This window comes from Bradyrhizobium shewense (assembly GCF_900094605.1).
Classification (GTDB): domain Bacteria; phylum Pseudomonadota; class Alphaproteobacteria; order Rhizobiales; family Xanthobacteraceae; genus Bradyrhizobium; species Bradyrhizobium shewense.
The window spans coordinates 82,115-95,392 of sequence record NZ_FMAI01000018.1 but is presented as its reverse complement, the minus strand read 5'-3'; the positions used below and the strand labels follow the sequence as shown (position 1 = coordinate 95,392).

Genomic DNA, 13,278 nt, shown 5'->3' with positions numbered 1-13,278 from the left:
CACCGGCGACGAAACTAGTCAGCGCGCACATATGACTGCCTCAGCCCAAGCGTCAGGATCGTCAGAGTGATCCACAGCCGCATCATCGCAAAGCTGAAGATGAAGACGAAATAGATCAGGTTCTTGGTGAACTGCGTCGCCGACGAGGTCTGCCAGAAATTCCAGATCGCGGTCCGCACCGCTTCCTGTCCATAGGCGAGTGCGATGTTGACGACGCCGAGGACGATGACGGCGGTGCCGAGCCACAGTCCGCGCCGTGCGAATTCGCCGATCGCGGCAAACAGGGCGACCTTGCCGTCGTCGCGCTCGGCACGGACGATCATGAGCAGCACGAGTGCGGCGATCCATGCGCTCCAGAATCGACCGGGATGGGTGAACTGGTCGAACGCCATGCCGTCGAGGCCCGCCATCAGATGATACGAAGCCTTATAGCCGATCGCTGCGGCGCTGAGCGCCGCTGCGATCATCACGAGCATGATCCGCCACAGGATCGAGAAGGAAAGCTTGAACTGCTCGCCCAATGTCAGCGTGCCGAGCGAGGATTGGCCGCCGGCCGCCTCGATCGATTGCCGTGCCGTCGCAAAGAAGGCCAGCAGCACCGAAATGTCGGAAACGATGATGGCAGGCAGTGCCACGGCGCCGCCGCCGAACGCGATCACGCGCATTGCAGCCGCCAGGATCAGCCAGGGCAGGGCGTGCAGGAGCTTGAACGGACCGAACGAGGTTTCTGGGCGGGCCGGCTTGAGCGCGAGCTGTTTGCGCAGTGCAACTGTCATCTCACCGTGGTGACACAGGAGATTGAACCTGTGGTAGCGGGGATCGGTAAAATTGACCGGAAGCGGGCAATCGACGCCCTATTCCTCCGGCTCGGTCGTGAACAGCAGCGGATAGCCCTTGGCGCGGCCGGCGTCGGTGGCGCGGGTGGCCTTGGTCTCGGCGACGTCCCTGGTGAACACGGCGACGACGCAGGCGCCGAGCTTGTGCGCGGTGATCATCACCTTGTAGGCCTGATCCTCGGTCATGCGGAATTCAGCCTTGAGGATCATGGTGACGAACTCGCGCGGCGTGTAGTCGTCGTTGATCAGGATGACCTTGTGCAGCTTCGGCCGCTCGACCTTGGTCTTGGTCCGCGTCTTCGGCTTGGTGATAGTGTTGTTCATTCCGCCTCCCGGACACGCGGGCTCGGGTTCCCTGCCGCAGCGATCAGCTGGCGATCTTCGCACCATATTGCAGGACCTGCACCTTCTCCAAGGTGATCAGCCCGCTCGACATCATGCCATCCAGGATGGGCAGGAATGCGTTGATGTTGTCCTCGCTGTCGACGATCTCGATCAAGAGCGGCAAATCTTCCGACAGCCGCAGGATCTTCGACGTATGCAGCCGGCTCGACTTGCCGAAGCCCATGGGGCCGCGCAGCACGGTAGCGCCGGCAAGGTGCCGCTCGCGCGCGGTCATCACGATCGCTTCATAAAGCGGCTTGCCGTCGAAATGGTCGCTCTCGCCGATGAAGATCCGGAGCGAAACTGCCTGATTGGGGATTTGCATGGTCAGCTCCTCGCCAAGCGGTTGTAGCGGCTGGCCATCATATGCCCTGCCCATACCGACACCAGCCAGCAGATGACGGATGCCGCGATATAGGCCAGCGCGGTGTATTTCATGCCGCTGTGGAATAGGCGGAAGGTCTCCAGGCTGAAGGTCGAAAAGGTGGTGTAGCCGCCGCAGAACCCGGTCATGACGAATTGCCGGTGCTCGGGTCGCGCCAGCATGCGGCCGTCGGGGCCGGTCAGCGTCGCGTAGAAGCCGATGATCAGCGAGCCCGTGGCGTTGATGAACAGCGTCGCGAAGGGAAAGCCCGGCCCGGTGTCGAGCGCGAGCCCGACCAGATAACGCGTCAGGCCGCCGACGATGCTGCCGGCGGCAACCCAGGCATAAAGCAGCGCAGTGCGCCAGCGCTCGGCGGGAGAGTTCATCGGCCTCTAGCCTCCCAGACCGTCCGCAAGGAGGAAACCGCAGCTGACGGCGGCAAGGCAGAGCCCGACCGAGAACACGACATTGCCGAGCGCATGCATCGGTTCGCCGTTACGTGCGAGTGTCAGCGTCTGCAGGCTGAACGAGGACACCGTGGTGTAGCAGCCGAGAAATCCCGTCACCGCGAACAGCCACGGATTGGGCGTGGCGAAGGCCGAGCCGGGATGGGTCGCCAGCGCGCCGAAAATGCCGATCAGGAAGGCGCCGGTGACGTTGATGGTCATGGTGCCCCACGGAAACGTCTCGCCCAGCCGCCGCGCGATCACGCCGGACAGGAAATAGCGCGCGCAGCCGCCGAGCACGCTGCCGACCATGATCGCGATTGCTCCGCTCAGCACGATGAACGACCTCCCATCCTCATTTGTCCTCCGCTGCCAGACCGTTGCCGACAGCCAAGAGTCCCATGAGCGAGACCAGCGCGAAGCCGAGCCCCGCAAAGAACGTTCCTGCCGGACCATAGGCGTCCCACAGCGCGCCGGCGATCACGCTCGCGGCCAGCAAGGCAAGGCCGGTGAACAGGTTGAAATAGCCGAACGCGGTGCCGCGCAGGCTGGGCGGCGCGGCGTCGGCGACGAGGGCCGAGAGCAATCCTTGCGTCAGTCCCATATGCAGCCCCCACAGCGCGACGCCGAGTGCGAGGCCGCCGAGGCTCGGCAGCAGCGCCAGCGCGAGATCGGCACACGCGAGGAAGACGAGCCCGAGCGCGAGCAGGCCGGTCCGGTTGATCCGGTCCGAGAGCACGCCGGCCGGATAGGCCGACAGCGCGTAGACGATGTTCATCAGCACCAGCACCGCCGGCACCCACATCGCATTGAGCCCGATATTCTGCGCCCGCAGGATCAAAAAGGCCTCGCTGAAGCGCGCGAGGGTGAAGACGACGCCGACGGCCACGACGCGCCAATAAACCGTGCCGAGCTGCCGCATCGCGGCGAGATTGAGCGGATTCCCTGCGGGCTCCCGGCTCGGATCCGGCTCCGGCTCCGGCTCGCTCACCGCGAACGCGATCAAGCCGAACGACAAGAAGGCCGGCAGCACCGCCACCCAGAACACCGCGGTAAAATTGTCAGCGGTCCACCACATCAGGCCGATCGCCACGAGCGGTCCGACGAAGGCGCCGATGGTGTCGAGCGACTGCCGCAGGCCAAAGCTCGCCCCGCGCAGGCCGCGAGGCGCGATATCGGCGATCAGCGCATCGCGGGGCGCACCGCGAATGCCCTTGCCGACGCGGTCGATGAAGCGTGCGGCCACCAGCCATCCGACGCTGGGGGCAAGCGGGAATAGCGGCTTGGTGAAGGCCGCGAGCCCATAGCCGAGCGCCGCGAGCAGCTTGCGCCGGCCGAGCCAGTCGGACAATGCGCCGGAAAAGATCTTCGTGATCGAGGCCGTCGCCTCCGCGATGCCCTCGATGAAGCCGACGGTGAGCGTCGAAGCGCCGAGCACGGTGACGAGATAGACCGGCAGGAGCGCGTGGATCATCTCGGAGGAGATGTCCATCAGCATCGAGACGAAGCCGAGCACCCAGATCCCCCTGGGCAGCCCGCTACGTGCAGCAGTCGGTGTCGTCGTCGTCACGTCGTCGCCTTCTCCTGGCCTTGGCACCGGACAACAAAAAACCCGCCACCGGCGGGTTTGTCCATGCTCCCGCCGAAGGCAGAGGCTCAGTGATTGCCCCTCCTCAAGCAGGAGTCATCAGCCCACTACGGTCCAAGATTCGGGTTCATGGCCGCCGGGCGGTTATCGGGGGACTCCATCCCCATCTGCGTGGCCAACCTAGCATGGAAATCGTGCCGGACAAGTAGGCGGGGTGTAGGCCTCTATCAGCACCCTGTCTTTCCCAGGGCAATCGCATATGCAGCGATTTTGCCTGTGGCCATCCTTCGAGACGCCCGCCGTTGGCGGGCCCTCAGGATGAGGACCGAGTGCGTTGCGCTAGTTTCGACGGGCACCGACGCTTAGCCTCATTCTGGGACCGCCACCGGGTCCGCGCAAAGCGCGGCCCGATGACAGGCTCGCGGTCGTCTCGAAGGACGAGGCGTGCGCTCAGATCGCGCCTGTTCCCGTGTCAGCGCCATGGCGAAACGACGGCGACGCGCGGCAGCGATGCACTCGAATGTGAAGCGCAAGCGATCTTCGCCCTTTGCGGCTCGGCGATTGCATGTCACCATCGCGTCATACGACGGGAGACTGCGATGCGCTTGCTGTTCTCGATCGGGGCTGTGCTGGTTGCCGGCATGTTTGCCGGAGGGGACGTCGCGGGCATCGCGGCACCAGGACCAAAATTCGAACCGCCAAAGAACGAGCCGCAGCGGCTTGCAGCCGACAGAGACGCGCAGACGGTCGACGTCGAGCTGATCCTCGCCGTCGACGTGTCCTACTCCATGGACATGGACGAGCTCGCGATCCAGCGCGAAGGCTATGCGCAGGCAATCCAGTCGAAGGAATTTCTTCAGGCGCTGAAGCTCGGTCCGAACGGCCGGATCGCGGTGACCTATTTCGAGTGGGCCGCCTCGAGCGACCAGAAGATCATCATCCCCTGGCGGCTGGTCGACGGGCCGGAGACGGCGGATGCGGTCGCGGCCGAGATCATGAAGACGCCGATCCGGCGCGCCTCGCGCACCTCGATCTCCGGCGCGATCACGTTCGCGATGCCGCTGTTCGACGAGGATCCCTATCGGGGCCTGCGCCGTGTGATCGACATTTCCGGCGACGGCCCCAACAACAATGGCGGCCCGGTCACGGTGGCGCGCGACGCCGCGCTGGAGAAGGGCGTCGTCATCAACGGCCTGCCGATCATGGTCAAGGAGCCGTCCTATTCGACCATGGATATCGACAATCTCGATTTCTACTACGAGGACTGCGTCATCGGCGGTCCGGGCTCCTTCGTCATCACGATCAAGGACCGTGACAAGTTCAAGGAGGCGATCCGCACCAAGCTGCTGATGGAGGTCGCCGGCCGCACGCCTGAGCGCCCCGTGATGCGCGTCGCCGACAAGGAGCCGCGCGTCAATTGCCTGATCGGCGAGAAGATCTGGTCGGACCGCTGGGGGCGATGAAGCCCCCCGGCTGAGACCTTTTGCCCATCCAACCGGCAGTTGAACTTAACGGCTCGTTAACCGGTGCATGGCCCTAATCGGTCGGTTTCTGTCCGTTTCCAGTCGGCGTCCCGATATCGCTGAAGCCGAACGAAGCGGGTCTGTTGGGCCCGTCTTCCGAGCAATCACATGGCCGTCATCTCATCGAGCACCAACCAGATTTCGCCCGCCAACGAGCGCCTGTATCACCAGAGTGCTCTGGTCGGTGACTGGAAGGGCAATTGGGTGGGCAACAACCAGCCCGTCGGCTTCAAGGTCGTGAACATCCGCGGTGCCCGCGCGCAGGTCGAGTACACCCATAACGGGCACACCGAGCGCGGCTTTGCCGAGGTCCAGGGCACGCTCATCACCTTCGGCGGGGTGACGGTCGGCACCAAGGACGGCAAGAACATGGTGATGCTGTTCTCCTTCGGGGGCGCCGGCAAGCAGACCGCGAATCTCGAGAAGCAGGCCCCGCCGGCTTCCGACAGCCGCCTCATGGGAAGCTGGGGCGGCTATTCCAGCGCCAACGGCAAGAGCGCGAGCTTCAAGGTGCTCGCGGTCAATGGCAAGGAAGCCCAGGTCAGCGTCACCACCGATGGCGTCACGCGCCAGGGAACCGGCTACGTCTACAAGAACGTCATCATGTTCGGGCAGACGCAGATCGCGACCGATGACGGGCAGAACGGCAAGGTCATCTACCAGGTCGGTACGAAATCCTTCATGGTGCCGGTGACGAAATATCCGCCGGCCGATTCATCGTCCTCCGTGGACAGGACCGCCTGAACGCGCGGCGCTCCGACACGCGCGGGGCCTGCTGTCCTCACCATTTCGGCGCCCGCTTCTCCACGAACGCCCTCAAGCCCTCCTGCGCCTCATCCGACGTCGCGACATTGCAGAAATCGTCCACGGCGCTCGCAATGCTGCGGCGATAGTCGAGATCGATCTGGCGCATGAAGGCGGCGCGGCCCATCCGCAGCACCGCGGCCGATTTGGCGGTGAACTGCGCAGCGAGCTTCGCCACCTCGGCCTCGAGCTCCGCATCCGAGACGACGCGGTTCACCACGCCGAGCTCGCGTGCTTCCATGGCGCTGAAGACCCGGCCGGTGAACAGCAGCTCGAAGGCGCGATGGCGTCCGACGATGCGCGGCAGATGCGCGTAGTGGATCGCGGGAATGACGCCGACGTCGATCTCGGGATAGCCGAACGTCGCGCTCTCGGCTGCCAGCACCACGTCGCAGGACACCGCCATGGTCATGCCGCCGCCGCGCGCCGCACCGCCGACCGCGGCGATCGAGGGCTTTCCGAGCCCGTACTGTACATCGTAAAGGTCGATATAGAGCGCCTGGAGGAATTCCCGGATCTCGGCGCCGGATCTGCCAAGCAGGATGTCGAGGTCGAGGCCCGCCGAAAAACGCTTTGCAATTGCGCTCGCCAGCACGACCACGCGTGCGCCGTCGTCGTCCGCAGCGCTGCGGAAGGCGGCGACAACTGCGCGGATCATCTCGAGGCTCAGCGCATTGACGGGCGGGCGGCGCAGCGTGATGCGGGCGATGTTGCCAACGCATTCGTACGCGACGGGATTGTCAGAGGTCACCAAGTTCTCCATGCTTCATTGAGGCAGCACCTTCGACTGCCCCTCGATCTTGCGCAAGACTTCGCGGGCGGCCGCAAGGGCACCATCGCCGATCAGCCGCGCCAGACATTCGGCCCGTTCCGCCAGATGCGGGATCAGCTTACGTAGCGGCGCGACCCGTGCAAGACCTCGGGCGCGCATGCTAGGCTGCGCGCCGGAGATTGCTCGCGACTTGGAGAGGACAGATGACCGACGAACATCCCATGATGGCCGGCTCCGCCACCGTTTTCGTCGTCTCCGACATCGCCGCGAGCCTCGCCTATTACCGCGACGTGCTCGGGTTCGAGGTCACCTTCGAATATGGTGCGCCCTTGTCCTATGCCTGCCTCTGCCGCGAGGAGGTCGCCCTGCATCTGCTTGCAGCGGCCTGGACGAAACGATTGCCCGGGCAGGGCGGCCTCTGCATTTTCGTCCGCGACGTCGACCAGCTCTATGCCGAATTGTCCGGCCGTGGCGCCAGGCCCATCAACCAGCCGGAGGATCGCGATTACGGCATGCGCGATTTCGACATCGTTGATGCCGACGGCAATCAGCTCACCTTCGGCATGGGTATCCCGGAACCCGGCTGAGGCGATGCCGGCGCAGCCTCGCTGGCATTCCTCATCGCTGGAGGGTATGATTTGCGAGGTTTTCGAAGGTTACCTGAATGTCCCGCCTTGCAACTTCATGCGGTCTTGCAGCTATCTTCGCCGTGCTCTGGCTCGGCGGCACCTCCGTTGATGCGCAAGTTGCACCGCTGAGGTATGTCATATCGGGCGGACCGTTTGGCTTTGGCGGCAGCGATGGCCAGAGCTCGGATCCTTACGGCAATTTTCCGGGCTTCAATGCCGGTGACGCAGGCGGGCGCACTAATTTTGCGAACGGCTTCTTCGTCGGCAGCCAGCGCGGCAACCTCAATTGGAGCGGGCTCAGTCAGACCGGGCTTAGTCAGAGCGGACTTGCCGGCAATTTCAGCGCGCTCTCCTATGACAGCACGCAGTTCGGCTACACCACCAAGACAGCTGGCGGCTTGCCCGTGACGTTCTTTGCCGGCTTCGACACGTTGAAATATGGCAATGGCATCGGCAGCTCGGTGGCGCCGCTGACGTCGGGCGCGGCACCCGGCACCAGCGCATTTGCCGGCGTCGAGTTCAAACCGACCTCCAACCTCAGTCTGTCGTTCGGCGCCGGTTTCATCCAGCAGGACTCGGGTCGCATGGACAGCGATATCAGATCGAACATGCTGCCCGGCGAGTCGCCGGCCCTGAGTGGCCTTCGGCGTTAGGATCGCATCACCAGCTCCGGCGGACGCCGCGAGAACGAGGTTTTCGGCGGCGCCGCCAAAACTGACAAGAGGTGATGGCCGCGGGATAGCCACAGCGTCGCTCCATGCCCTTGCGCAGGATGCGCTTAGCAGCAACGGCTCAGAACGATTGACCGGAATCAAGTTCGGATGACGGGGCCACGCAATCCTGGTTTGGGCATCACGACAAGCCCGCCACCAGCGGCCGTTGCAGGTGCTTGGCCATCAGTTCCGCCGCTTCGGCATAACGCCCGGTTTCCAGAATGTCGAGCAGGCGCAGATGCTCGCGCACGTGACGCCGCATGCCGTCGCGGTCGGCGAAGCTGCGGTAGGCGAACAGGCGTCTGATCGAGTTCACGCGCTTGAGCGCTTCGAGAAAAAAGGGATTGCCGGCGCCGCGGATAATGTCTTCGTGGAATTCGCAACCGGAGTGAAAGATCTCGCCGATCGTCATCTTCTCGAGCTCGCCTTCGAAGACGCGCTGCTGGCGCTCGCGCAGACGTACGATCACTTCCTGCGGCAGGGCAAAACCCGGCTGCGCGATTGCTGCCGGCTCGATCACCGCACGAAACGCCTTGGCCTGTGCTTGAGATTCGGGACTTGAGACCGTCTCTGCGAAACGCCAGCCATAGCCCGGCAGGCGCGCGATCCAGCCCTCGGCAGCAATCCGGTCGAGCAGCCGCTGCAGCTCGGCCCGCGTGACGTCATAGCGGCGCATCAGCTCCGCCTCGGTAACGTCGGTCGGCAGCCGGCTCGCGAGCACGTCGCCTGCGACGGACGAATAAACCTGCTCGTTGCGCCTGACTGCCGCGAGCGCCGGTTGGGCTGCGCCGCTGGTGGGATTCTTGGCCAGCACAAAGCCGCGATGCGGCTCGCCGCGCGCCAACCCCGCGGCCTCCAGAGCCTTGAGGCCCAGCCGGATCGGCGCGCGTGAAAGGTCCAGCGCGTCGGCAAGCCTTTGTTCGATCAAGCGGTCGCCGGCCTTCATGCCTTCGCGCCGGGCCAGCGCCATGATCAGCCCGGCAAGGTGTTCGGCGCGTTCGGAACCGTTCTTGTCAGTGCGTTGTCGGGAACTGTCGGATGCAGTCATTGCAGTGCACGCAAAGTTTAGGGCTTGACAGACTGTCCCATGGATTGTTCTTTTATGCAACAATATACAATCAACCAGGGAGAGCCCGATGGCACGCGCGCCGGATGTCCATATTTGCGAGGTCGCTCCCCGCGATGGTCTGCAGAATCTCGACATCTTCGTTCCGACCGAAGCCAAATGCGCGTTGATCGACACGATCGCTGCTGCCGGCGTGCGCGAGATTGATGCCGGCTCGTTCGTGCCGCCAAAGGTCGTGCCGCAATTCGCCGACGTCGATACGGTGATGGCGCACGCGCTCACGCACAAATCGGCAACCATTGGTGCGCTGGTGCCGAACGTGAAGGGCGCCGAGCGCGCCATCGCCGCCGGTGTCGACGCCGTCTATTTCGTCATCTCGGCGAGCGAGACGCACAACCAGGCCAATGTCCGCCGCACGGTCGATGAGCAGATCGAGGGATTTCGCGCGGTCCGCGCCGCGATCGACGCCCGGCCTGTGGGCCAGCGGCCGCAACTGATGGGCGCGATTGCCACCGCCTTCGGCTGCTCGCTCGAAGGCGAGGTCAGTGAAGCGGCGGTGTGCCGGGTGGCGCGCGCCTTTGCCGAGGCCCGTGCCGACGAGATCGGGCTTGCCGACACCGTTGGTTACGCCACCCCAAAGTTGATCGGCCAGATCGCTGCAGCCGTGCGGCGCGAGATCGGGCCGCAAATGACGTTGCGGCTGCATCTGCACGATACGCTCGGCGCGGGCCTTGCCAATGCCGTCGCGGGCCTCGAAGCCGGCATCCGCCGTTTCGACGCCGCCGTGTCAGGCCTCGGTGGTTGCCCCTTTGCTCCCGGTGCGCGGGGCAACATCGTCACCGAGGACCTCGTGTTCATGCTGGAACGCATGGGCCTCTCCACCGGCATCGACCTCGACCGTCTGATGCAGACGCGCGAGATTCTCGCCCGTCATATCCCGGCAAAACATTTGACGGGGCATCTGCACGAGGCCGGCATTCCCAAAGTCCTGCGGAGCGCGGCATGACCACAGCTGCACGTGAGACGGCATCGGAGCTTCGCCCGCTCGCCGGGCTTCGCGTCGTCGAGTTCAGTCAGATGGTGATGGGGCCGAGCTGCGGCTTGATCCTGGCCGATCTCGGTGCCGATGTGATCAAGGTCGAGCCGCCCAAGGGCGACCGCACCCGCACTTTCAAAGGCCCAGCCGCCGGCTTCTTCGCCACCTACAGCCGCAACAAGCGCAGCATCGCGCTGGATACGTCGACCGCGGCCGGCCAGAACATCGCACGCAGGCTGATCGAGAACAGCGATGTCCTGATCGAGAATTTCCGGCCGGGCCTCTTGAAGCGGATCGGCCTCGACTACGAGAGCGTCGCGGCCTTCGCGCCCCGCCTGATCTATTGCTCGCTCAAGGGCTATTTGCCCGGCCCCTATGAGAACCGCCTCGCGCTCGACGAAGTCGTGCAGATGATGGGGGGCCTCGCCTACATGACCGGCTTGCCCGATCGTCCCATGCGCGCCGGGGCTTCGGTCAACGACGTCATGGGCGGCATGTTCGGCGTGATCGCGATCCAGGCGGCGCTCGCCGAGCGGCAGCGCACCGGCCGCGGCCGTTACATCCAGAGCGCGCTCTACGAGAACAACGTGTTCCTGATGGCGCAGGCCATGATGTGCGAGGTGGTCAGCGGCCAGCCTTCGATTCCCTATTCGATCAAGGACAGCCCGTGGCCGGTTTACGATCTCTTCGACACCAGGGACGGATCGAAGCTGTTCGTCACCATCGTCGGCGAGGAGCAATGGGAGGCGTTCTGTCGTGCCTTCGATCGTGAAGCCTGGCTCGTTGATCCGCGCTTTGCGACGAGCAATGACCGCGTCGATCATCGCGGCTGGCTGATCCCCGAAATCGCGAAGATCTTCAAGCAATGGGACAAGGCCGATCTCGCCGCGCGCCTCGAGCAGCTTGATCTGCCCTACGCGCCGGTCAACAAGCCCGGCGATCTCTTCGATGATCCGCATCTGAACCAATCGGGCGGCCTGACCGACATCAGGCTGCCCGACGGTAACGAGGCCAAGACGCCGCTCTTGCCGATTTCCATGGACGGAAGGCGCCTGCCCAACCGCTACGATCCACCTGGGATCGGTGAGCACAGCGGCGAGATCCTGCGCGAGATCGGCATGTCTCCGGAAGACATCGAGGCGCTGCGACAAGCAGGGACGATCAAGGTCGCGCCGTCCTGACCGATCGGCGTAATCGAACAGAAAACGAGGGAGGAGGAGCACATGAGCATTACCAGGCGCCAGGCGCTGATCGCGGGCTCCGCATTGGCCGGAGCATCGCTGTTGCCGGGACGATTGCTTGCGCAGAGCAAGCAGGTCTCCCTTGCGTTCGGACCGGTGTCGCCGGTCTACGCCATCGGCATGATCGCCGAGCTGAAAGGGTACTTCAAGGACGAAGGGCTCGATTCAAAGCTCATCACCGGCAATGCCGGGACGTTCGGACGCCAGACGCTGGCGGCAGGGCAGGCACTGTTCGCGCACGGCGATGCCAGCCACCCGCTCCAGCTCGGCGCCCGCGGCAAGCCCTGCAAGATACTGCTCGCAACCGAGATGGTGTGCTCCTACGCCAACATCATGGTCCGGCAGGACCTCCACGACAGCGGCATCAATTCGGTCGAGAAACTCGCCGACTACAAACGGCCGGACGGCGCCAAGCCGATCGTTGCCGCCACCGCGATCGGGTCCGGCACCTGGGTGTTCGGCACCTATGTGTTCGAAGCACGCGGGCTCGGCGACAAGGTGAACTGGGTCGCGGGCGGCGGGACCAACACGATGTTCCCCTCGCTCCAGACCAAGCAGTTCGACGCCATCATGGCGCCGCCGAGCTGGATCGTCGAGGTCGAGAAGAAAGGGTTTGGCAAGACGATTTACGACACGTCCAAGCCGGGCGTGTTCGAGAAGGATTTCGGCGGCACGCTGCCTGTGCTCGTGATCTACACGCTCCAGGACACGGTGGAGCAGGACAAGGCGTTGGCGCAGGCCTACGTCAATGCGATCTACCGGGCCATGGCGTTCGTGAAAGCGGCGCCGCTCGCGGAGGTGCAGGCGCTGGTCACGCCGAAATATTTCTCGGGCATCGATCCCGATGCGGTCAATGCCGAGCTCGGCTTCGACAAGTCGACCTGGGCTTATGACGGCGTCATCGACAAGACTGCGTTCGAACGCGGCGCCAGGCCCTGGTACCGCAAGGGCACGGATATTCCCGCGACCAAATACGAGGATGCCGTTGACATGAGCTTCCTCCAGGCGGCCAGGGCGAAGTACAAATGATCGCCGCGCCGGGCCAGGGCCTTGCGCTCGCGCGCGACGAGGATCAAACGGCGGCAGCGCGCGTCCGCATTGCCGTGCAGGGTCTTGCCAAGCGCTTCAACGCGTCCGGCCGCGAGTTCGTGGCGGTGGATGACGTCTCCTTCGAGGTCAAGCAGGGCGAATTCGTTGCGCTGCTGGGTCCGTCCGGCTGCGGCAAGAGCACCATTCTCAACATGGTCGCGGGGTTGTTGCCGCGCTCTGGTGGACGCATCCTGATCGATCAGGACACGGTCGAGACCGGCAAGGTCAACCCCAGGGTTGGTTATGTCTTCCAGCGCGATACGCTGTTTCCCTGGCGAACCGTGGAGCAGAACATCGGCTATGGGCTGGAGATCGCGGGATTGCGGAAGACCGAGCGCGCCAGCCGCGTCGCTTCGGCGGTCGAGAAGGCCGGGCTCTCGGGGTTTGGGCAGAGCTTTCCACGCATGCTGTCCGGTGGCATGCGCCAGCGCGTCGCCTTGATGCGCACGCTGATCCTCGAGCCTGAGATCCTGCTGATGGACGAGCCGTTCGGCGCGCTCGACACCCACACCAAGCTGGAGATGCACAAGACGCTGCTGGAGATCTGGGAGCGCGAGCGGCAGACCGTGCTGTTCGTGACGCACGATCTCGGCGAGGCGCTGACGCTGGCGAGCCGCATCATCCTGCTTTCGGCGCGGCCCGGGCGACTGAAGGAGGACTTCGACGTCGCCATCCCGCGGCCGCGTGACCCCGTGGCCGTGCGCGAGAGCGCCGAATTCGGTCGCCTCTATTCTCACATCTGGCACTCCCTCGGCGAAGAATTCCGCCGCACCCGGGCCGATTGACC

At 64.5% G+C, this 13,278-nt stretch carries 17 protein-coding genes and 1 riboswitch; of the genes, 8 read left to right on the top strand and 9 right to left on the bottom strand.

Annotated elements, in window-relative coordinates:
• Nucleotides 1-14: 14 nt before the first annotated feature.
• From GA0061098_RS29140 to GA0061098_RS29115, 6 genes are all read right to left on the bottom strand, one after another.
• Nucleotides 15-776, bottom strand: a complete 762-nt coding sequence (locus GA0061098_RS29140) for a hypothetical protein (protein ID WP_208610694.1) — start codon at nt 774-776, stop codon at nt 15-17.
• A gap of 78 nt (nt 777-854) precedes the next feature.
• Entirely contained in the window at nt 855-1,160 is a 306-nt protein-coding gene (clpS, locus tag GA0061098_RS29135) for an ATP-dependent Clp protease adapter ClpS (protein ID WP_091964737.1), read from the bottom strand.
• A 43-nt stretch (nt 1,161-1,203) separates the two neighbouring features.
• Nucleotides 1,204-1,545 carry a DUF190 domain-containing protein gene (locus tag GA0061098_RS29130; protein WP_091964735.1) on the bottom strand — a complete coding sequence of 114 codons (342 nt, stop codon included), beginning with the start codon at nt 1,543-1,545 and terminating at the stop codon, nt 1,204-1,206.
• Nucleotides 1,546-1,547: 2 nt separating this feature from the next.
• A complete protein-coding gene (gene crcB, locus GA0061098_RS29125) occupies nt 1,548-1,970 on the bottom strand; it encodes a fluoride efflux transporter CrcB (protein WP_091964733.1) in 423 nt (140 codons plus the stop codon).
• Nucleotides 1,971-1,976: 6 nt separating this feature from the next.
• On the bottom strand, nt 1,977-2,366 hold the full coding sequence (gene crcB / locus GA0061098_RS29120) for a fluoride efflux transporter CrcB (RefSeq protein WP_091964730.1): 390 nt from the start codon (nt 2,364-2,366) through the stop codon (nt 1,977-1,979).
• 19 nt (nt 2,367-2,385) lie between these two features.
• A complete protein-coding gene (locus GA0061098_RS29115) occupies nt 2,386-3,600 on the bottom strand; it encodes an MFS transporter (protein ID WP_091964728.1) in 1,215 nt (404 codons plus the stop codon).
• A gap of 101 nt (nt 3,601-3,701) precedes the next feature.
• Nucleotides 3,702-3,792: riboswitch (Fluoride riboswitch) on the bottom strand.
• Between the two features lie 425 nt (nt 3,793-4,217).
• Between GA0061098_RS29115 and GA0061098_RS29110 the strand changes: the two genes are divergently transcribed.
• Complete coding sequence (locus tag GA0061098_RS29110) at nt 4,218-5,081, top strand: DUF1194 domain-containing protein (RefSeq protein ID WP_091964726.1); 864 nt, start codon at nt 4,218-4,220, stop codon at nt 5,079-5,081.
• Nucleotides 5,082-5,249: 168 nt separating this feature from the next.
• Nucleotides 5,250-5,885: a hypothetical protein gene (locus GA0061098_RS29105; RefSeq protein ID WP_091964724.1), complete on the top strand. Its 636-nt coding sequence runs from the start codon at nt 5,250-5,252 to the stop codon at nt 5,883-5,885.
• A gap of 37 nt (nt 5,886-5,922) precedes the next feature.
• Here the strand turns inward: GA0061098_RS29105 and GA0061098_RS29100 are convergent, their stop codons facing one another.
• Nucleotides 5,923-6,696 (bottom strand): enoyl-CoA hydratase/isomerase family protein, encoded by a 774-nt coding sequence (locus GA0061098_RS29100; protein WP_091964858.1) that lies wholly within the window; start codon nt 6,694-6,696, stop codon nt 5,923-5,925.
• A 15-nt stretch (nt 6,697-6,711) separates the two neighbouring features.
• Nucleotides 6,712-6,876 carry a hypothetical protein gene (locus GA0061098_RS45220; protein ID WP_165637678.1) on the bottom strand — a complete coding sequence of 55 codons (165 nt, stop codon included), beginning with the start codon at nt 6,874-6,876 and terminating at the stop codon, nt 6,712-6,714.
• Nucleotides 6,877-6,920: 44 nt separating this feature from the next.
• Between GA0061098_RS45220 and GA0061098_RS29095 the strand changes: the two genes are divergently transcribed.
• Both GA0061098_RS29095 and GA0061098_RS29090 read left to right on the top strand, forming a co-directional pair.
• Nucleotides 6,921-7,304: a bleomycin resistance protein gene (locus GA0061098_RS29095; RefSeq protein WP_091964722.1), complete on the top strand. Its 384-nt coding sequence runs from the start codon at nt 6,921-6,923 to the stop codon at nt 7,302-7,304.
• A gap of 77 nt (nt 7,305-7,381) precedes the next feature.
• Complete coding sequence (locus tag GA0061098_RS29090; protein WP_091964720.1) at nt 7,382-7,999, top strand: hypothetical protein; 618 nt, start codon at nt 7,382-7,384, stop codon at nt 7,997-7,999.
• Between the two features lie 199 nt (nt 8,000-8,198).
• Here the strand turns inward: GA0061098_RS29090 and GA0061098_RS29085 are convergent, their stop codons facing one another.
• A complete protein-coding gene (locus GA0061098_RS29085) occupies nt 8,199-9,107 on the bottom strand; it encodes a GntR family transcriptional regulator (RefSeq protein WP_245323676.1) in 909 nt (302 codons plus the stop codon).
• Between the two features lie 88 nt (nt 9,108-9,195).
• Here GA0061098_RS29085 and GA0061098_RS29080 point away from each other — a divergent pair, with 88 nt between their 5' ends.
• From GA0061098_RS29080 to GA0061098_RS29065, 4 genes are read left to right on the top strand one after another with little or no spacing between them, the layout of a single operon-like run.
• Nucleotides 9,196-10,131 carry a hydroxymethylglutaryl-CoA lyase gene (locus GA0061098_RS29080; protein ID WP_091964718.1) on the top strand — a complete coding sequence of 312 codons (936 nt, stop codon included), beginning with the start codon at nt 9,196-9,198 and terminating at the stop codon, nt 10,129-10,131.
• A complete protein-coding gene (locus tag GA0061098_RS29075; RefSeq protein WP_091964716.1) occupies nt 10,128-11,342 on the top strand; it encodes a CaiB/BaiF CoA transferase family protein in 1,215 nt (404 codons plus the stop codon). Before GA0061098_RS29080 ends, GA0061098_RS29075 begins: the two co-directional genes overlap by 4 nt.
• Nucleotides 11,343-11,384: 42 nt before the next feature.
• Nucleotides 11,385-12,431, top strand: a complete 1,047-nt coding sequence (locus GA0061098_RS29070; RefSeq protein WP_091964714.1) for an ABC transporter substrate-binding protein — start codon at nt 11,385-11,387, stop codon at nt 12,429-12,431.
• Nucleotides 12,428-13,276, top strand: a complete 849-nt coding sequence (locus GA0061098_RS29065) for an ABC transporter ATP-binding protein (protein WP_091964712.1) — start codon at nt 12,428-12,430, stop codon at nt 13,274-13,276. The genes GA0061098_RS29070 and GA0061098_RS29065 overlap by 4 nt, the downstream gene beginning before the upstream one ends.
• Nucleotides 13,277-13,278 lie beyond the last annotated feature (2 nt).